This is a genomic window from Neiella marina, from assembly GCF_002165625.1.
GTDB classification, from domain to species: domain Bacteria; phylum Pseudomonadota; class Gammaproteobacteria; order Enterobacterales; family Neiellaceae; genus Neiella; species Neiella marina.
The window spans coordinates 242320-261338 of record NZ_NGNS01000002.1; the positions used below are offsets into that span (position 1 = coordinate 242320).

The following is a 19019-nucleotide window of genomic DNA, read 5'->3' on the forward strand; positions in this document are numbered from 1 at the left end:
AGCCGTGGTTATGATTACTTAGTTGAAGCGTTTTATCTATTGAGGGGGTCACAGACGGGCGATTGCGATTACTTGCCAATGCGGCCTTCGTCGAGTCGCAGGGTGTAGTGATCGAATTGGCTGATTCGGCTAAATCCGCAGCTTTCGTATAGGCTTTTGCCGGCGTCATTATCGGCAGCAATAGCAAGTTTGAGGGCTAATGCGTTGCTTTGGCCACCAAACTCAACAACCTTATCTAACAAGGCTTTGGCATAGCCACTGGCTCGGTAGGTTGGATCAATGAAGACATCGTTGAGGATCCACACTCGGCGCATCGACACGGAAGAATAGGTGGGATAAAGCTGAGCGAAGCCTGCAGGCTGGTTTGAGCTACTCATGACCAGGAAAATGACCGACTCTTCATTCCATAGGCGATCGCGAATAAACCGCTTAGCGGTTGAGAGATCGCCATGTTGGCCATAAAATTGTCTATATTTGTCAAATAGTTCGCCTAGATCATCGATGTGACTGAGATCGGCTCTGACTATTTTCATACAACAAACTCCTGTGACGTCGCGCACATTTTGCGCGTATTACTGCCATGAATCAAGTCCTTAAACAGAATGCTCTGCTGCAGTTGTTTGACAGCCACTGCCATTTCGATTTTCCAGCGTTCGATCATGATCGGGTGCAAGTGCTACAGCAATGTCGCCAGTCTGGAGTGGCGAGTATGCTGATTCCCGCGGTGCATAGCGGCAGCTGGCAACAGGTGATTGAGTTGTCTCAGAGAGATGATTTAGTCTGCGCGTTGGGCCTCCATCCATATTGGACCGAGCGTCATCAAGACACCGATATTAAGCTGCTTGCTAATCAAGTTGAGCGACTCATGGCTGGGTCCAATAATCCTCTAGTTGCCATTGGTGAATGCGGGTTAGATGCGATTGCGGCACCACATCTAATGAGCAAGCAAATTGATTTACTGATTGCACAGTTGGCATTAGCCAAACAGTTTGAGTTACCGGTGGTACTGCATGTCCGAAAAGCGCACTCAGAGCTACAACAACTACTGAAACAGTTTTCTGGCCTCAGAGGCGTTGTCCATGCTTTTTCAGGCAGTGTTGAACTTGGTCAAAGTTATATTCGATTGGGGATGAAGCTAGGAATTGGTGGCACCATCACTTACCCTCGCGCCAACAAAACCCGGCAAGCGGTTAGTCAACTGCCGCTGGAATCTTTGTTGTTGGAAACCGATGCGCCAGATATGCCAATGCAGGGGCGACAAGGTCAGCGTAACTCCCCGCTTTACTTACCCACGGTGCTCGAACAATTGACCGATTTGAGGCCTGAGTCGATGGTAGTGATTGCTGATCGTTTGTGGCGCAATAGTCAGGAATTGTTTGGCCGCATCAGTTAACGTTATGCCAGCAAGCTGTGACGATGAACGCCAAATTCAGCGAGTAGCGACCAAAGACTTTCCGGATCAGCATAGTCTTCTAAGGTGTGACAAACGCCCAGCGAGCGTAAATTTTCGGTTTCTGCACCAACGCCAATAAAGTGGTAACCCAGTTCTCGCGAGCAGCGCACATCCCAACTACCATCGCCAATGTAGATGACACTATCAAAGCGATTGATGCCATAACATTGCGCCGCTCTTTTCTCGGCGAGTTGCATTATTTGTTGACGACTGTGAGCATCAGAAGCTGTCGCCATTGGAATGCCATCAACCACTACGCCACTGTGTTCTAATTTGATCAGAGCGCTATCGCGCCAACAACCGGTGGCGATGGCCAATGCAATGCCTGCCTGTTTCAGTTGTTGCAACATGACGGGTGCGCCAGTAAGTGGCGCGAATAAGCTCGGATCATTTGCTTGCATGGTCCGCAAACGAATAGCGAAGTGGCATTCAGCTTCGGTTGCCAAGGTCAGTGGTAGTTGATTGTTGCTGAGGATTTCTTCTGTCACCGCGGAGTCGGTCACATGGGTGTAGTTTTGCCAGTCAGTGTCGACATCCAATCCGGTGATGTGTTTCATGGTGGCGGCATAGCATGCCTGATCGTATTGACATGAGCGAGTCAGGGTTCCATCAACATCAAACATGACTAAATGCATGGTATAACTTCCTGGCAGTTGAAAATTCAACAAGCCCTAGACTATCGATTTTGACGTTGAAGACAAGCGTGAAGGATGAAAATTGCTATGACCAAGGGCAACGAGGAAATACAGTGAAAATATGGGTAGATGCCGACGCCTGCCCGGGCGTGATCAAAGAAGTGTTGTTTCGTGCCGCAGAGAGAACCGCAACTGAAACCACCTTAGTTGCCAATCATTCGATGCGGGTGCCTGCTACCAAGTGGGTCCGACTAGTACAGGTGGCCAGTGGTCATGATGTCGCCGACCATGAGATTGTCAGGCGCTCAGAAACTGGTGATCTAGTAATCACTGCCGATATTCCACTGGCAGCAGAGCTTATCGACAAAGGCGTGAAAGTGCTGAATCCAAGAGGCGAGTGGTATAGCGAAGCCAATGTCAAAGCGCGCTTAAACATTCGCGATTTTATGGACACAATGCGGGCTTCTGGAGTGGCAACTGGTGGGCCACCGCCAATCTCGCAGACCGAAAGGCGAGACTTTGCTAATCACCTTGACCGTTGGTTAGCGCAGAATAAGCGCATCACCTAGATGAACATGGGTTGATATCTACAGCGTTTGCTAACATGATTGAAAACACTCATAAAATCTTGATGTTGCATGTAACTTGAGCTGGGATGGGCGGCGATGAAACCGATCTACTTGGTTGATTGGGGCGATACCTTGATGACCGATTTACCGGGCATGGTTGGTAAAATGTGCGATTGGCCTCGGGTTGAGGTGATCGAAGGAGCAGAACTGGCGCTAAAGTTTTTGTCCGAGCGAGGCGACGTCTACATTGCCTCTGGGGCGAAAGAATCGACGCCCGCAGATATCCGTCAGGTATTTGAGCGAGCAAACTTGGCGCACTTTATCGCAGGTTACTTTTGCCCAGTCGATGTTGGCCTGCAAAAGGGCTCACCGGCTTTTTTGCTGCGTATTATGATTCGGCTCAAATGCCCGCCAGACATGATTACAGTGATTGGTGATAGCCTCAGGCGGGATGTACAGCCGGCAACAGTGATTGGCATGAAAGCCATCTGGTTCCGCCGTAACCGAATGGAGCCAGCGCCAGCAGATGTGCTCACTATCGACCGCTTGGAACAGCTTACTCAGCTTTACTAGGGCTGGGTACTGATTGCTATCGATTGATTCATGGGAGAAAATATCTAGCACTCCAAATTGTTGCAACAGCCAACCCGGAACTCAGATTGAACAAAGCCATTCGCCAACAGTTTCCAGCACTTCATCAACGAATCAACGGCCAACCGCTTGCCTACCTTGATAGTGCCGCAACATGCCAAAAACCTGCGCCAGTCGTCGCAACAATCCAGCAGTTCTATCGTCGCGATAATGCCAATGTGCATCGCGCTGGATACACGATTGCGGCGCGAGCAACTGAGCAATTTGAGCAAGCGCGGGCCACCGTTGCTAACTATTTTGGCATGCCGGCAAAGAATCTGGTTTGGACCAGAGGATGTACTGAGGCAATTAACTTGGTTGCTTTCAGCTGGGCTATTCACCACGTCAATGCTGGCGACTTAGTGCTTGTCAGTGGCCTCGAGCATCATGCCAACTTAATTCCTTGGCAGCAGGTGTGTCGTACCAAAAGCGCTGAGTTAGCGATCATTCCAGTGCTGGCCAACGGCGAATTGGATCAACAAGTGTTTCAGCAGCAATTACGGCGCCGACCGAAATTGGTGGCACTCACTCATGTCTCTAACGTGTTGGGCACCATTAACCCAGTTGCTGAAATGGTCGCTTTGGCTCATCAGTATGAAGCTCGTGTGTTGATTGATGGGGCTCAGGCTGCCGCTCATTTGACTCTCGATGTCGCCAAATTAGCCGCCGACTTCTATACCTTCTCTGGCCATAAAATGTATGGCCCGACCGGGATTGGCGGGGTGTTGATGAGCGATGAAATGCTTGCTCAATGTCAGCCTTGGCAAACGGGCGGCGAAATGGTGGCCGAGGTTAGCTATCAAACAGCAAGCTGGGCTGAGCCACCTTATTGTTTTGAAGCCGGCACACCAAATATCGCTGGAGCGATTGGCCTAGCCAGTGCTATCTCATTTTTGCAACAACTACCCGACGGCTGGCAACAACACGAAGCCGAGTTACTCAGCTATGCCAAGCAGCGCCTGGCGGCTATTGATGGCATCAGCTTGATTGGAGAGCCTGATGAACAAGTGGCTGTGCAGTCGTTCATTAGCACCAAAATTCATCCACAAGATCTGGCCCAGTACCTTGACCAATATGGCGTTGCTGTTCGCCTTGGTAAGCACTGCGCGCACCCATTGTTGAGCGCGCTTGGAGTGGCAGCGACATTGCGATTGTCGCTGGCCTGTTATTCCAATCGGCAAGATATTGATCAGCTGGTCGCGGCGATTGAAGCAGCTCACCAAGACGATGTCGATATTACCTCGCTGGCCGAGGCTGAGCGTTGCGATCTGGATTCAGCAAAAGTCGAAGTGGCCGAAGCTAAAAATTGGCAACAAACACTCACTGCGTTAATCACCCTAGGCAAAGCGTTGCCATTATCACTACGAGCTAAGCGGCAACCCCAATATCTGGTCCGTGGCTGTGAGAGTGCAACTTGGCTCGAGGTCAGGCAAACGGAAGCCGGTTGGCAATGCCTTGTCGACAGCGAGGCCAATGTTGTCCGCGGTATTCTGCATTTGCTAGCGATGGACTTTAATCAGCAAGCAGTTAGCGAGCAGCAATGTTTCGATGCCGAAGGCTGGCTAGCGCAGCAAGGGTTTCACAAACAGTTATCAATGACTCGGCAAAGTGGCGTTGCTGCTGCTTTGTTGCAGCTCCAGCGCCAACTAGTGCAGTAGTCGCTACAGTTCGGTTTGTTGGCGTTGACGCTTGGCTAATAGCTTGTCAATGCCGCGAGCCGCAGCCATTAGGCCAAAGGTGGCTGTAACCATGGTTGCGGCACCGAATCCAGCACTGCAATCCAAGCGGATGCTGCCATCTTCACTACTGCTGTTTTTGGTTGCGCACACGCTGCCATCGGCTTGTGGATAAACCAATTGCTCGGTTGAGTAAATGCACTCAACACCGAACTTGCGTTTGGGGTTCTTGGTGAAGTTGTGCTCACGGCGCAGTTGATTGCGGATCTTGGCAAGTAATGGGTCGTGAGTGGTTTTAGCCAGATCGCCACTCGTGATTTGTCGAGGATCGGTTTGCCCGCCAGCACCACCAGAGACGATCAGTGGTATTTTGTTTCGTTTACAGTGAGCAATAAGAGCGGTTTTCGCCGCAATTGAGTCAATGGCGTCAACGACCAGATCTAAACCATCATGGAGCAAGTCGCGCTGGTTGTCGGAACTGACGAACTCGGCGATTGGATTGACCAAACAGCTAGGATTAATCGACAGGATACGCTCTGCCATGGCATCCACTTTGACCATACCTTGGGTTTGATCGAGTGCGTGAATTTGACGGTTGGTATTGCTAATGCAAATGTCGTCCATGTCGATCAGAGTGATTTGGCCGATTCCGGAGCGCGCTAATGCTTCTGCAGCCCAACTGCCAACGCCGCCAATGCCAATGACACACACATGTGCCAGGCTTAGCCAGTCAAGTTGCTGTTGACCATATAGTCTGCCAATTCCACCAAATCGTTGGGCATTATCCGGGGTTATCATGCTGTCTCGCCTTGCCAAAAATCGCTGGCTATTATACGGAGTAGAGGGCAGTGACCCAAACAATCCGTTTTTACCTTTAAATTCGGCTAGTTGCATTTATTATTGATAGGGTTCGAAACAACTTTTGAGGAGAGTAGCGATGTCGGAGTTCGATGCCTTGGCACGCAAGGTCGTAGGTTTGATGGATTTGACCGCTTTAAATGACACCGACACAGACGCAACGGTGGTTGAATTGTGTCAGCGGGCAAAGTCGCCAGTCGGCTTAACAGCCGCCGTGTGCGTTTGGCCTCAATTTGTCCACATCGCAAAGCATGCGCTGGCAGTCAATGATGCCAGTGCCATCAAAGTGGCAACTGTAGTGAACTTTCCCCATGGCCATAATGACATTGCCCAAGCCGTTGCTGAGACTCAGGCAGCAATGGCTGCCGGTGCTGATGAAATTGATCTGGTTTACCCTTACCAAGATGCCGTTCAGGGCAATTTTGAAATTGGCCGGGAGATGGTTGAGGCCGTCAAAGCAGCGTGTGGTTCAAAAGCGCAATTGAAGGTCATTCTCGAAACTGGCGAATTAAAGAAACCAGAATTGATCCGCCAGGTGTGTCAGCAAGTGATTACGGCTGGCGCTGATTTTGTCAAAACAAGTACCGGTAAAGTTGCAGTGAACGCGACATTGGAAGCAGCGCGTATTATGTTGGAACAAATTCGCCACAGTGGTGGCAAGTGCGGTTTCAAAGCAGCGGGTGGTATTCGAACGTTGGAGCAAGCTGATGCTTACTTGGAGCTTGCCGAGCAGATTTGTGGTCGCAGTTGGGTGGTGAATTCGCATTTTCGCTTCGGTGCATCGGGCCTGTTGGATGATGTCCTGCGCCACTGCGGTGACTCGAACATTCATAGCATCCCGTCTGGCTATTGATCATGGCTGATGAGCAAGATTGATTTGTCAGTCATGTAGTCATGTCACCCTGTGCTTGTGAGATATATCTCACAGCGATGTGCGATTTACCATAGTGTTACTACATGATTTTTCTGTTGGTTTTATTTTAATTTATTGAATAAAAAGATTTATTTTTTTGTTGCGGGTTGTTGGTTGGTATTTTCTGCATTTTTTTTTCATATCGCGACATTGTCCTTTTTCATCATCGGCGTAGATTAATAAGCGTTGGCAGGATGCTGACACAAGGAACTAAGACTAGGATGGTCTGCAGGATGCAAAAGGAAGTTGATGGCATCAGGAAGATGCTTTGAAAGGACTCTGGACACGTACAAGGAGTACGAGGAACGTTCAAGGAAGAGCGAAGCAAAGGAATGTGTAAGGGATTTCTACAGCAAACGGAAACTTGCACAATGCTACTCGGCCCCGAACCTTTGAGGTTCGGGGCCTTTCTTTTTTTTGCCCCGACTGAAAATTTACTTTGCTCGTCATAAAAGCGACAACAAAAATCACTATTAGCTTCACCGAACTATCAAGAACTTGTCACTTTCTCCCCTTAGTTTGAGCGTTTAAGACTGGCTGAAGCCAGCATTCCTTTAAACGCTGGAGAGAATTATGAGCAAGGAAATTTTTAATCCAACTCGTTTTAACAAAAGCAAAAATCCCGATTTTGACCATGTTCTTGAAGCCCACCTATCGCGCCGTGGTGTACTCAAGGGGGGCTTAGGTCTCAGTGCCATGGCAACCTTTGGTGCATTTGGTCTTGCAGGTTGTGGTTCGAGCAACAACTCTGGAAGCAGTGCGGCAGCCGTATCAAAGGCTAGTCTTGGTTTTGATTCAATTGCTGGCTCAAAAACGGATGCTGTTAGCGTTCCGCCTGGATACACAGCTCAGGTGCTTGCGCCTTGGGGACAGCCGATCACTGCAGAAGGTTCAGCGTGGCAAGCAGATGGCACCAACAATGCCACCGACCAAGCCAATGCCATGGGTATGCATCATGACGGTTTGCATTTCTTTCCGTTGAATGACGAAGGCACCGATGGTCTGCTGTGTGTGAATCACGAATACATTGACCAAAATGCGTTGCATCCAAATGGCAGCGACAAAGATGCAGATGGCATTCGCAGCAGTGTTGATCAAGTCCGCAAAGAAATTAATGCCCATGGTGTTGCGGTGGTAAGGATCCAATTGCAAGGTGGTCAGTGGCAAACCGTTGATAATGACCCACTCAATCGTCGCTACACTGGTGCGACGACAATGGATATCTCAGGGCCGTTGGCCAACTCGAGCATGTTGGAAACACCGTTTTCGCCAGATGGTAGCCAAGCTCGCGGCACCCTCAATAACTGCGGCAATGGTTATACCCCATGGGGCACGTATCTGACTTGTGAAGAGAATTGGCCGGGTTACTTCATTAATAAAGGGGCGACAACAGCTGATCAAGACCGTATTGGCATCGATACATCAGGTACCACGCGATATGGCTGGGAAACAGTCGCGGGCTCAGATGAAGAATTGGTCGATGAATTTACTCGCTTTGACGTCACGCCAACGGGAAATAGTGCCTCAGAAGACTATCGTAACGAAGCCAATGGCCATGGCTATATCGTTGAAATTGACCCATACACGGCTAACTCTCGAGCGGTAAAACGCACTGCACTGGGCCGTTTCCGTCACGAAGGTTGCACTTTTGGCAAACTAGCCGAAGGTCAACCAATCGTCTTCTATTCGGGCCATGACTCACGCTTTGAATACATGTACAAGTTTGTATCTGATGCACTTTGGGACCCGGCTGATGCGGAAACCACAGATCGCATGGCGATGGGTGATAAATACATGGATGCCGGAACGCTGTACGTTGCTCGTTTTGATGCCGATGGTGTTGGCTCTTGGTTGCCGCTGACTCTGGATAGCATGACCACTGACGGTGGTGTGCTTGCCGATCATTTTGCCACTTTAGCAGACATCATCCTCAACACCGCCGGCGCAGCTGACTTGGTTGGCGCAACACCAATGGATCGCCCGGAATGGTGCGCGGTTGACCCATTCACTGGCTCGGTGTATCTGACTCTCACTAACAATACTCGCCGTGATGAAACCACGGGTACTAATCCGGCCAACCCTCGACTCAACAATAAGTTTGGTCATGTCATCCGCTGGGATGAGGGCGAAGCGCACACTGAGTTCACTTGGGATATTTTTGTCTTTGGTTCCGATGCGGCGGGTGACGCCAATACCAACTTGTCTGGATTAAATGAGTTTAACCAGTTTGCTAGCCCAGATGGCTTGGCATTCGATCAACGCGGCATTATGTGGATTCAGACTGACAATGGCGCTGATGAAGTTGAGAACTACACCAACGATCAAATGTTGGCAGTAGTACCTTCTCAACTAACCGACGCCGATGGCAACCTTGATGTTATCAATGCCGACAACCAGGCCCAATTGCGTCGCTTCTTTGTTGGCCCAAATGGCTGTGAGGTCACAGGTTTCACCATCACGCCAGACTACACCACGATGTTTGTGTCAATTCAGCATCCAGGAAACTGGCCCTACAGCAGCAATGCCGCAGAGCAAACTCCTGCTGGGATGAGTCTGCGGCCACGAGCGTCTGTAGTTGCTATTCGCAAATCAGACGGCGGTGAATTGGGTGTTTAAACACCAATAATTCTCTCGATAAGGCGGTCAGCATTTGGCTGCCTTATCGGTTTGTGTACATCTTTTTATTTCCGCATCAAGGATAAGTTATGGCAGGAGTTAGTGTCTGGCAGCTGGCGATAATCGCCGTCATTGTTGCTTTGCTGTTCGGGACCAAGCGTCTTCGTGGTTTTGGTGGCGATTTGGGATCAGCCATTAAGGGCTTCAAACAAGCCGCAGCCGAAGAACCCAAAACAGGTGCCACAGAGCTTGGTGATGATGAACAGTCTCGTCTTACTGGTAATTCAACAGCCAATAGTTAGGAGACAGCCATGGTCGACATGGGTTTTTGGGAACTAGCGCTGATTTCTATCGTCGGGATAATTGTCGTTGGCCCTCATCGGCTACCCGCAACCATTCGCTCGTTGCTTGCTCAATACCGAAGTGCAAAACAATGGCTTGGTGACTTCGTCGCTAAGCTGGAGGACGAGTTGTCGCTTGGTGAAATAGCGCAACAGTTGCCGAAGCAGCGATTAGCTAAAGGGCCGAGAGTTCGAAAGCGAGTAAATGGGAGTGATTGACCGAGAACATATCGCTCCTGCACTTGCTACTCTAGTCACCCGTTACAAGTGCTACCGATAGCTTCATATTGTTTTTGCAATTTCGACGATAGGCTCCCTTTCCATATCAAGCAACCTGACAAGTCAAAGCTGTTCTCCATTTGCCTTTAGGATAATTAGACACCGTTCTGTTGTCGCGCGGTGTATAGCGTCTCATCTTGCCGCCAAATCTCAAGTTAAGTGACCCGCAAGATTCATGTTAAGAATGCATAGAGATTTGCCATTTGCTTGTGAGATATATCTCACAAGCATGTGCGTAAAACTATACTTGAGCTGCATAATATTTGTTCGGAGTTTTTATTATTTATATATTTAACAATTGGTTATATTGTTCTTTGATTTATTTCAATTTAGTGTCTTGTAAATCAATTGTTTCAGAGCGATTGCTCACAAATAGCAATGCTGTATCTTTAATCCCCGTTGGCAGGACGCTAACCGGGATGCGGGCTTAGGATAGCCAGCAGGACGCAAGGAACAAGATGGCTCAGGATTGAGCTTTGAACGGACTCTGGACGATCTTGGATTGATCAGGAAAGATTCACGGAAGAACATCGCAAAGGAATGTAAGAGGGAACGACTCGCAAACAGGAACTTGCAAACGATGTAAATAGCCCCGGCACGAATGTGTCGGGGCTTTCTTTTTTCTAGCAACTCACCGTTCGAACATGACTATTTACTACTTGGAAATGACTCAGCCTGAATCACTGCGGCCCAAGTTGGCGCCATCTGAAGATGCCCAAGTGACGGAATGCCAACAGCAGCAGTTCGAGCTCAATCGTTTTTTTTACCAATACGTTGGCTCGGCTTGGCAGTGGTTTGATAAAGCGCAGTGGAGCGACCAACAATGGCGAGATTATGCTCATAGAGCACAACTACGGTTATTCATGTTGACTTGGAAGGGGTCTCCTGCCGGCTATTTTGAGCTTGAAAAGCAAGCCGATGATAGCGTCCAAATCGCTTACTTTGGCGTTGCTCCAGGCTTTTTGGATTTGAAGTTAGGTGGTTATCTACTGACTCAAGCGATTGAGCAAGCTTGGCAATGGCAAGCAACGCGAGTGTGGGTTCATACTTGTGATTTGGATCACCCTCATGCGCTGTCGAATTATCAAGCTCGCGGCATGATGGTTTATAAAACCGAGCAAGATTAATCCGGCGGCTATCAGTCCTTTGCTGGTTCCGATGGCTTTGGTTCTGGTGGTGCAGGTGCGGTGTAAATGCGCTCCTGACTGCGTAAACGGGTTGCTGCCCGAATGCCTCGGCGAATACTGCCTGAAAAAAGAAACCCAGCCAACGCTGCTAAGATCAGCGCCAGTCGCATTTGATCATCGAGCTGTCTGATTTGTCCTCGCGTATCATGCTGCAGGGCTGCATAGGACAAGGTCAATTGCATGAAACCAACGACCTCACCTTCATCGTAGATTGACGTTACCCGGCTGCTTAATTGTTCTGCTTGATCAGCAGTTGTTAGCTCCGGTAGCCGTTCTCTTAACGATACGTAATCGTCGTTGGTGGCCAGTAGCAGGCCTTGGTGATCATAAACAGCAACATCATAGATAGCGGGGTTTTGCACCAGCACATTGGCCATTTCGGCCAGCGCAGTATCGTCCTGATTGCGCATGGCTGGTAACGTCGCGGCGGCACTTTGTTCGACAATGGCCCTTGTCAGGCTGCGTGATTGTGACATCAGCATGTCGTGTCGGCCAAGTTGGTAAACTTGCATAATCTGAAACACAACCAACAGTAAGCCAATCGCCAACAGCAGCTGAATGAAGCGGCTGCGGCGTCTTGGTGACAAACGAATGGTCGAATGAGGCATAGTGTCCAAATCTTAAAGGTTTACGCACATAGTTAAGCCTACTACCATATCGCCACTGAATAAAACATCTTCTGTGGAGTTAGCTTTTGAACTTCTGTTATCAGCTTGAAATCGATGCGGCCGAACAAACTCAATCGGCCTCCCTTTGTGAGATTATCGAGCAATACCAACCTTGCGCAGTGACTGCCTGTGATGGCGCTCAACTCACCATCGTAAGCCAAACTGAGCAACAAGGCGCATCGCAATCTGCTACTGATCTGGCCCAAGAGCGTTGTCGATTAGTGATTCAAGGGCTAATCAATGTGCAAGATCTTAGCGATATTTTGGCGTTGCTACCGGTCGCGACAGTGCGCACTGATTGGGTCGCTAGTCTTTATCAACCTGAGAGTATGGGAGCTCTAGTGCTTGGCCTAGCCGCCGTGCCAGATGACTTGCAACGGCTGACAGATTTAGCCGCCGACAAGGCGTGGGAATGCAACCTATTGACTCAGGCGCCAACCGTTCAACACCCAGGGTTGCTATTGATGGATATGGATTCCACGGCGATCGAGATTGAGTGCATTGACGAGATCGCCAAGTTGGCGGGAGTTGGTGAACAGGTCGCGGAGGTCACCGAATTGGCGATGCAAGGCAAGCTTGATTTTGCCGAAAGCCTTCGCGCACGTGTTGCTACCTTGACTGATGCTGACGAGGTTATTTTGGCGCGGGTTCGTGAGCAATTGCCGATGTCTCCTGGGCTGCCGGAACTAGTGACTGCATTGCGTCAAAAAAATTGGCGCGTGGCCATCGCATCTGGCGGCTTTACCTATTTTGCCGATTATCTGAAAGAGACGTTGCCACTGGATGCGGCGGTGTCAAATGTACTGGAAATTAATGACGGCAAACTAACCGGTAAAGTACTTGGTGGTATTGTTGATGCCCAACGTAAGGCGGACACCTTAATCGAGTTAGCCGAACAGTTTGATATTCAACCATCACAAACCGTTGCTGCCGGTGATGGTGCCAACGATTTAGTGATGATGGATGCCGCAGCCTTGGGGGTTGCTTATCACGCTAAGCCGGTCGTTGCAGCCAAAGCGACTACAGCCCTTAAGTTTCATGGTCTTGAAGGCATTTATTATTTATTAGCAAGCGCCACTAGCTAACTGTTTAACTGGCTTCTTTGGCATTTGGGGCAGACTGATGCAGGCCTGCCCGAATCAACATCTCATCAGTAATATCGATGATTTCGCCAATGCCCATGATGGAAGCCAACTCTTTCTCAAGCGCCTGTGCCTTATGTGTGGCGTAATCGCTGATGTAATGTAGTTCCTTGTTAATCGACATCATATCCGGATTGCCATAGCGCGATAGCGTCAGTCGTAGCGCAAATAAGTCAGATTTTTTCTTCGCGGCTTCGATGAATGCTCGAATCTGCTCAGGTTCGGTATTGTTCATGACATACAAACAATCAATTTGGTTGACATCGCCTTTGTAGTTTCTGACTGCCGCAACCAAACATTCCACATAGCAAATACCGCCCCCCTCTTGCAGCACTCGCAAGGGCCGCAAGATGGTTTGATTAAAGCGCTCGCCACGCTGCAAAAATGTCAGGTTGACGCCGTCTGAAAACTTGGCTTCGGTTTGGCCGAATAACTGCTGCAGAAAACTCACTAGGCCATTATCGTCGTTGCTGCTGGCGATGTGGCTGATATCGATCTTCTTGTCAACTCGGCTAATAAACATGGTCGGATGCGGTAGTGTTGGGACCAGCATATTGCGCAAACTACTGACATACTCAGGCAGAGCTAAGTTTTCTGCCGCTCGTTTGAGTTTCTTATCATTGGTCTTTAACAACTGCTTGAGAAATGGCACCACGGTTGGATGCACTGTATCCGAGTTGATACGCATGCTAATTAAGGTTTGCGATTGATTCATCGCTACCACTCGATAAGGCACTTCCATTAACTTCACTTTGCTGTTGAGCTTTTGCAATTGCGGAAGCGATATCGAAATTGGGTCACCAACGGCCAACGGCAATGGTTTCTTGAGCTGCACTTGCAGACCTTTACCTGACAGGTTCAAGGTTGTTCCGGTTGCTGCCCGCTCGGCGATTTTGGCATTGATCGGTGTGCGGTATAGGTATCTGACTTCACTGCGTTGATGACGAAATTCAAATGCCTCTTCATGGATGGTCATTTTACCAGTGGCGATCTGAAAGCGTTTTAGATCATTCGGGTTTTGATCCGATGCGCTGTAATTGCTGCGGTAGCAATGAGTGCCGGTGCGACTGGTAACATCAAATAGATAGATCACTCCCTTAAGGGGCTTGAGTCTCGCTCTGGTGGCACGGTCGATTGGCTGATGCTTGTATTCTGGTAGATCATCGGGCAGTGATAATGGTCGCTCCGCATCATCTACCGACAAGGTATGAATCGATGCCGAGAATACCCGCCAGCTGTCTCGGTGGCTTGCGAAGCCAAAAAACAAATCGAGTAGACCTTCTTTGACCAACTGCTGGTGGCTGGCGACATAGTAATGCAATTTGCCACCGGACAGATGATTGAAACAATAAAACAGCGTGGCTTGGCCGTTGCGGGCATTGGCGGCCATTTCACGGAGTCGTGCCGGGGTAAATACATCGCCGAGCCAGACATTGCCATCGAGGCCTCGCCAGAAATCGAAAATGGCACTGTTGGCTTCGCTGCGCAGTGCGACTTGCGGTTCAAGGCCATTGTCGCCAAGCCCTATAAGAACTGGAACCGCTGACATTTGACGGAAATAGGCATCCTCAAAACCTCGGGCTCTTACGGACTCGACGGATGCATCGGTATCGACGGTGAGGCGTTTATGTTGGGCCTCAAAGTAGCGTTGAATTCGCTCACTCAATAGGGCGTCATTGTCGACACGCTGTAATCGAAGCCACTTGTACAAATTGTTTTGCTTGTGAATGCCCAGCAGCCGATAGGTTGCTTGCCAATGATCACTTTCATGATCATCGCGAGCGCGCATGAAGCTCAAATCAATACTAATTTGTGCGTTTTCAATCAAATAAATGTGCGCATCTACTCGCAGTTTCATCCCCTGTATGGAGAAATCCGAGATCGAGGCTTCGATTTCGCGATCAGCTGGCAGTGTGGCGGTTACCTTGGCGGAAAGAATGAGTCGTTCCGACTGACGTTTGACAGATTTGCCGAGATGTAACAGCGGGAGGTTATACATCGCACTGACGACGCTTTGTTGGTCATCGGTTTGTTCGTCAGCGACAGCCGACATCTGCATTTTCGAAGCGGCACGCAGCGCTTTGTCTTTGTCAATTACCGCTTCGTAAACTCCCATGGTGTAACGCCCAAATATCTTCATCTGGGCATCGAACACCGCTTGGGTTGCAGAATCAAGGTAGTGGGTAATGCTACCAGCTTGAACTTCACGGCAGGATTCGCCGGCACGACTTCGAACGTCCAGCACTCGAATGCAAGGCTCGGCAAGTCGCTTTAGCTCCATTTTGATGAAAAACTGCTTCTTCGTTGGCTCAGAACGGAGAAATCGAGCGAGTAAATCCTCAAAGTCTGGATCTTTGACTAAGGGTTTGAGCTGCTCAATCAGAGGGCGGTAATCTTCAATATTCATCCAGCAAAGCCCTGCTTGGGTGCAGGTGTCAATTAATTGTTGTGCATCGATTAGTTAAGCACTTAGTATGCCAGCATCATAGCGGAGATAACATATGGCGAAAACCAAGACGGCTTACGTTTGTACTGAATGTGGCGCGGATTTTCCTCGATGGCAAGGCCAATGTAGCGAGTGCAACGAATGGAATACTATTTCGGAAGTCCGTTTAGGCTCGACAAAAAGTAAAGCCAGTTCAACAGGTAGACAGGGCTACGCCGGTGCAACGGCTGCCAAAGTTCAAACCCTAGCAGAGATTGATCTTCAGCAGGTTCCACGGTTTACCAGTGGTTTCAATGAACTTGACCGGGTACTTGGCGGTGGGGTGGTGCCGGGTTCGGCGATTCTGATAGGCGGTAGCCCTGGCGCCGGTAAGAGTACCTTGCTGCTACAAGTGATGTGTTATCTAGCGAATCAACGTAACGCTTTATATGTGACGGGCGAGGAATCGCTCCAACAGGTAGCAATGCGGGCGACGCGTTTGGGGTTACCGAGTGATAAGTTGCGCATGTTGGCTGAAACCAATGTCGCTGATATCTGTGCGCTGGCTGAAACCGAAAAACCAGACATTATGGTCATTGATTCGATCCAAGTGATGCACTTAGACGACATTCAATCGGCGCCAGGCAGCGTATCGCAGGTGCGAGAGTCGGCCGCTTACTTGACCCGTTTTGCGAAACAAACTGGAATCGCCATTGTGATGGTTGGCCATGTGACCAAAGACGGCTCTTTGGCTGGCCCGAAAGTACTTGAGCACTGTATCGATTGCGCCATTATGCTCGATGGCTCTGCCGATAGTCGATATCGAACATTGCGTGGCACTAAAAACCGATTTGGCGCCGTTAATGAGCTTGGTGTTTTCGCGATGACCGGGCAAGGATTGAAAGAGGTTTCCAATCCTTCGGCGATTTTCTTGTCACGAGCAGAAGAACAGTCAGCTGGCAGTGTGGTGATGGTGGTCTGGGAGGGAACAAGGCCACTGCTAGTTGAAATTCAGGCGCTTGCCGATAGTTCGCAATTGGCAAACCCAAGACGAGTGTCGGTTGGTTTAGAGCAAAATCGGCTGTCAATGCTGTTAGCTGTCATGCACCGGCATGGTGGCCTGCAAATGGCTGACCAAGATGTCTTTGTCAATGTCGTTGGTGGCGTCCGAGTGGCTGAAACTGGAGCTGATTTAGCGTTGTTGCTGGCTTTGGTTTCCAGCTTCCGAGACCGCATTATCCCCCATGATTGGGTGGTATTCGGAGAGGTTGGCTTATCGGGAGAAATTCGCCCCATAGCCAATGGCATTGAGCGCATTCAAGAAGCGGCCAAGCATGGCTTCAAAAAAGCAATTGTGCCTCTTGCCAATGCCCCGAAACAGTCCGTTTCGGGGATTGATGTGGTTGCCGTGAGAAATTTGTCAGAAGCGCTTGAACAAATATAAATGGCTCAATGGTTATGCCCATGATCGGCGTGATCATCGCCATCTGAGATCGGCGGTATCAAGAAGTCATCATCATGAGTGTCGGGTAACGGAGGATTTTTGTAAACCACCCCCTTTCCGTCGACAGTCGTTAATGTGTAGGTGCCATCTGCCGTGGCAATGGAGCCGAATGTGCCGTTTGGTCCTTGGGTTACAATCACTGGATAACTTTGGTTACCGTCGATAGTTTTTCCTTGCCAAGAATAATCACCGTTTTCGTGGAGAGTCTCGGCTGTCACTTCAACAGTAATCACTTCTCCCGCCTCGCTTAGCGGCAGTTCAATCACATCACCGATACTGATTTCGCTCTCCATTGCTGGTGTTATGGTGACCAGTTGAAAGCTGGGTGCTGCAGCAATTTCATCTGGAATGGCGATGTCATAATTATCGTGAGCCTGCCAAGGCTGAGTGTCAGTATCTAGGTTCTGCTCTGATACTTCGAGTACGGCTGTGTCTTGCGGATCGATAAGTTGAATTGGTTTCACCGTCTCCGCGGGCGCGAGTGGTGCCAGTGGCTTAAAGTTACCGTCAGGTGATTTTGTGCTTGTTTGCGCGGCGGTGGCATTAGACTCAGAGCCTGCAGCTGGCAGATCATCTCCGGTCATTAGGTAACTAACCGCAAAGCCTACAGCCAAAACGATTGGCAAAACCAAGAAAACTGCGCGTTTCATAGGGCATCCTCAAACAAAAAGGCTGAGAGCGAACTCTCAGCCAATCATGTTTCATGACTCAAAATACAATAGCAAAATTAGGCTTTTGAGTTGATGTAGTTCTGTTTGGCATTTTCAACCACTACCTTCTGGTCAACGACTGCCGCTTTAGCCGTATTAAAAGCTGTGACCGCCGCATTGTATGCGTTGAGTGCCGCTTGATACGCTGGCGTCACCGCATTCAGTTGTTGAGCAGTGTCGTTAACCACTTGAGTTGCGGTGTTATACGCATCAGTATGTTTTTGTACTTTAGCCAACAATTTTTGTTGATAGCTAAGGCTTTCACCTGATGAAGCATTGTATTGGGCTGTTGCAACGTTGACTTTATCCAGATATTTCTGCTGTTTGTTAAGCGCAGATTGATATGCTTTCAACGCAGTTTTATAGACTAAATGAGCTTCTTTATACGGCGTTTTGGCAGCCAGCAATTCCTGTTTCTTTTGATCTTTGACTAATTTCAACGCCGCCAAGGTTTCTTTTTCTTGGATGAAAATTTGCTTGAGTTGTTCAGGTGAGCCGGCTGGAGGGGGAGTGCCACCACCATTATCTGAGCCACCGCCTGACGTCGCTGCGGTATAGGCTGCAATTTGTGGCGCCACTACTTTCAGCGCAGCAACGGCATCAGCAGCTCCCGCTTGATTCTTTGGTATGCCACATGGAGAGCCATAGCAGTCCAAGTCTGGATTTGAGAAGTTGTAGGCTTTGCGAGTGTCGTTGCCAAACACCCACGCATATCCCATGATGGTCGCGAAGTCGTTGGTTTTACCATGACCCCAAGCCCATGAGTATGTACCACCTCTAGCATCTTGCAGCGATGAGTGGGTCAACCCCATGTTGTGGCCCAACTCATGTGACGTCACCCAGTCTGCACAAGGACCATCGAGGCCAACGACACTCATGGCTGTTTCACGCCAAACCTTGTTGCTAAAATCGCCGTTGGTGCCATTACCACCAACCCAAGCGATGCCACAGACGCCATTATGAGCGCTCTTGTATGGACGCATGAGTACGACCATGTCCGCCCCATGTTGGTCACGCAAGCTATCAACTGAACTAAAAGCACTACCTCGATTACACTCATTGTGAGTCTGAAAACGAGTCAAGTCGCAGGACAATTCTTCGAGTGCAGTTTGCGGGTGGTTGTTGTCGGTATAGCTAATTTTTTGGCTGTGGACTAGACGCAATTGCAAGTTCAAAGCGCTATCGCTATAGACCTGGTTAGATACACTAATGACTTGATTGATACGTGAGTCTACGCTAGCACCATAACGCGAAGTGATACCGTCGGTGTAGAGCACCATTACATCGACTGTGGTTGCTAAAGCAGAAGAAGAAAAAGCAATTGTTGCAGCGATGGCACAAGAACAGATTTGTGCCAGTTTAGTTTTTGATTTGCCCATGACGGGTGCTCCTAAACTTTACGTAGCAACCTTT

18 protein-coding genes are annotated in these 19019 nt (G+C 49.3%); 11 read left to right on the top strand and 7 right to left on the bottom strand.

Annotated features, from left to right (window positions below; all coding sequences use genetic code 11):
* Positions 1–68: 68 nt before the first annotated feature.
* Positions 69–533 (bottom strand): GNAT family N-acetyltransferase, encoded by a 465-nt coding sequence (locus CBE68_RS02890; protein ID WP_087504547.1) that lies wholly within the window; start codon positions 531–533, stop codon positions 69–71.
* Between the two features lie 47 nt (positions 534–580).
* Between CBE68_RS02890 and CBE68_RS02895 the strand changes: the two genes are divergently transcribed.
* Positions 581–1393, top strand: coding sequence for a TatD family hydrolase (locus CBE68_RS02895; RefSeq protein ID WP_229744612.1), 813 nt, complete (start codon positions 581–583; stop codon positions 1391–1393).
* Positions 1394–1395: 2 nt separating this feature from the next.
* Here the strand turns inward: CBE68_RS02895 and CBE68_RS02900 are convergent, their stop codons facing one another.
* Positions 1396–2088, bottom strand: a complete 693-nt coding sequence (locus CBE68_RS02900; RefSeq protein WP_087504548.1) for an HAD family hydrolase — start codon at positions 2086–2088, stop codon at positions 1396–1398.
* 113 nt (positions 2089–2201) lie between these two features.
* Here CBE68_RS02900 and CBE68_RS02905 point away from each other — a divergent pair, with 113 nt between their 5' ends.
* From CBE68_RS02905 to CBE68_RS02915, 3 genes are all read left to right on the top strand, one after another.
* A complete protein-coding gene (locus tag CBE68_RS02905) occupies positions 2202–2657 on the top strand; it encodes a YaiI/YqxD family protein (RefSeq protein WP_087504653.1) in 456 nt (151 codons plus the stop codon).
* A 96-nt stretch (positions 2658–2753) separates the two neighbouring features.
* Entirely contained in the window at positions 2754–3230 is a 477-nt protein-coding gene (locus tag CBE68_RS02910) for an HAD family hydrolase (RefSeq protein ID WP_087504549.1), read from the top strand.
* Positions 3231–3316: 86 nt separating this feature from the next.
* Complete coding sequence (locus tag CBE68_RS02915) at positions 3317–4945, top strand: SufS family cysteine desulfurase (RefSeq protein ID WP_158100477.1); 1629 nt, start codon at positions 3317–3319, stop codon at positions 4943–4945.
* 3 nt (positions 4946–4948) lie between these two features.
* Here CBE68_RS02915 and tcdA read toward each other — a convergent pair whose 3' ends face one another.
* Entirely contained in the window at positions 4949–5761 is an 813-nt protein-coding gene (gene tcdA / locus CBE68_RS02920) for a tRNA cyclic N6-threonylcarbamoyladenosine(37) synthase TcdA (RefSeq protein ID WP_087504550.1), read from the bottom strand.
* Positions 5762–5900: 139 nt separating this feature from the next.
* Between tcdA and deoC the strand changes: the two genes are divergently transcribed.
* The 5 genes from deoC (at position 5901) to CBE68_RS02945 (ending at position 11097) form a co-directional block, all read left to right on the top strand.
* Positions 5901–6674: a deoxyribose-phosphate aldolase gene (deoC, locus tag CBE68_RS02925; protein WP_087504551.1), complete on the top strand. Its 774-nt coding sequence runs from the start codon at positions 5901–5903 to the stop codon at positions 6672–6674.
* A 633-nt stretch (positions 6675–7307) separates the two neighbouring features.
* Positions 7308–9350 (top strand): PhoX family protein, encoded by a 2043-nt coding sequence (locus CBE68_RS02930; RefSeq protein ID WP_087504552.1) that lies wholly within the window; start codon positions 7308–7310, stop codon positions 9348–9350.
* A gap of 89 nt (positions 9351–9439) precedes the next feature.
* Entirely contained in the window at positions 9440–9652 is a 213-nt protein-coding gene (gene tatA, locus CBE68_RS02935; RefSeq protein WP_087504553.1) for a twin-arginine translocase TatA/TatE family subunit, read from the top strand.
* 9 nt (positions 9653–9661) lie between these two features.
* A complete protein-coding gene (gene tatB, locus CBE68_RS02940) occupies positions 9662–9910 on the top strand; it encodes a Sec-independent protein translocase protein TatB (RefSeq protein ID WP_087504554.1) in 249 nt (82 codons plus the stop codon).
* A 704-nt stretch (positions 9911–10614) separates the two neighbouring features.
* Entirely contained in the window at positions 10615–11097 is a 483-nt protein-coding gene (locus CBE68_RS02945) for a GNAT family N-acetyltransferase (protein WP_087504555.1), read from the top strand.
* 11 nt (positions 11098–11108) lie between these two features.
* On the opposite strand, the gene CBE68_RS02950 is transcribed toward CBE68_RS02945, so the two are convergent.
* Positions 11109–11765: an AhpA/YtjB family protein gene (locus CBE68_RS02950; RefSeq protein WP_087504556.1), complete on the bottom strand. Its 657-nt coding sequence runs from the start codon at positions 11763–11765 to the stop codon at positions 11109–11111.
* A gap of 86 nt (positions 11766–11851) precedes the next feature.
* On the opposite strand from CBE68_RS02950, the gene serB reads away from it, so the two are divergent.
* Positions 11852–12910 carry a phosphoserine phosphatase SerB gene (gene serB, locus CBE68_RS02955; protein ID WP_229744611.1) on the top strand — a complete coding sequence of 353 codons (1059 nt, stop codon included), beginning with the start codon at positions 11852–11854 and terminating at the stop codon, positions 12908–12910.
* A gap of 4 nt (positions 12911–12914) precedes the next feature.
* Here the strand turns inward: serB and CBE68_RS02960 are convergent, their stop codons facing one another.
* Entirely contained in the window at positions 12915–15374 is a 2460-nt protein-coding gene (locus CBE68_RS02960) for a PilZ domain-containing protein (protein ID WP_087504557.1), read from the bottom strand.
* A 94-nt stretch (positions 15375–15468) separates the two neighbouring features.
* Here CBE68_RS02960 and radA point away from each other — a divergent pair, with 94 nt between their 5' ends.
* On the top strand, positions 15469–16836 hold the full coding sequence (radA, locus tag CBE68_RS02965) for a DNA repair protein RadA (RefSeq protein WP_087504558.1): 1368 nt from the start codon (positions 15469–15471) through the stop codon (positions 16834–16836).
* A gap of 5 nt (positions 16837–16841) precedes the next feature.
* On the opposite strand, the gene CBE68_RS02970 is transcribed toward radA, so the two are convergent.
* Both CBE68_RS02970 and CBE68_RS02975 read right to left on the bottom strand, forming a co-directional pair.
* Positions 16842–17546: a hypothetical protein gene (locus CBE68_RS02970; RefSeq protein WP_087504559.1), complete on the bottom strand. Its 705-nt coding sequence runs from the start codon at positions 17544–17546 to the stop codon at positions 16842–16844.
* 77 nt (positions 17547–17623) lie between these two features.
* Positions 17624–18985, bottom strand: a complete 1362-nt coding sequence (locus tag CBE68_RS02975) for a reprolysin-like metallopeptidase (RefSeq protein WP_087504560.1) — start codon at positions 18983–18985, stop codon at positions 17624–17626.
* Positions 18986–19019: the final 34 nt, after the last annotated feature.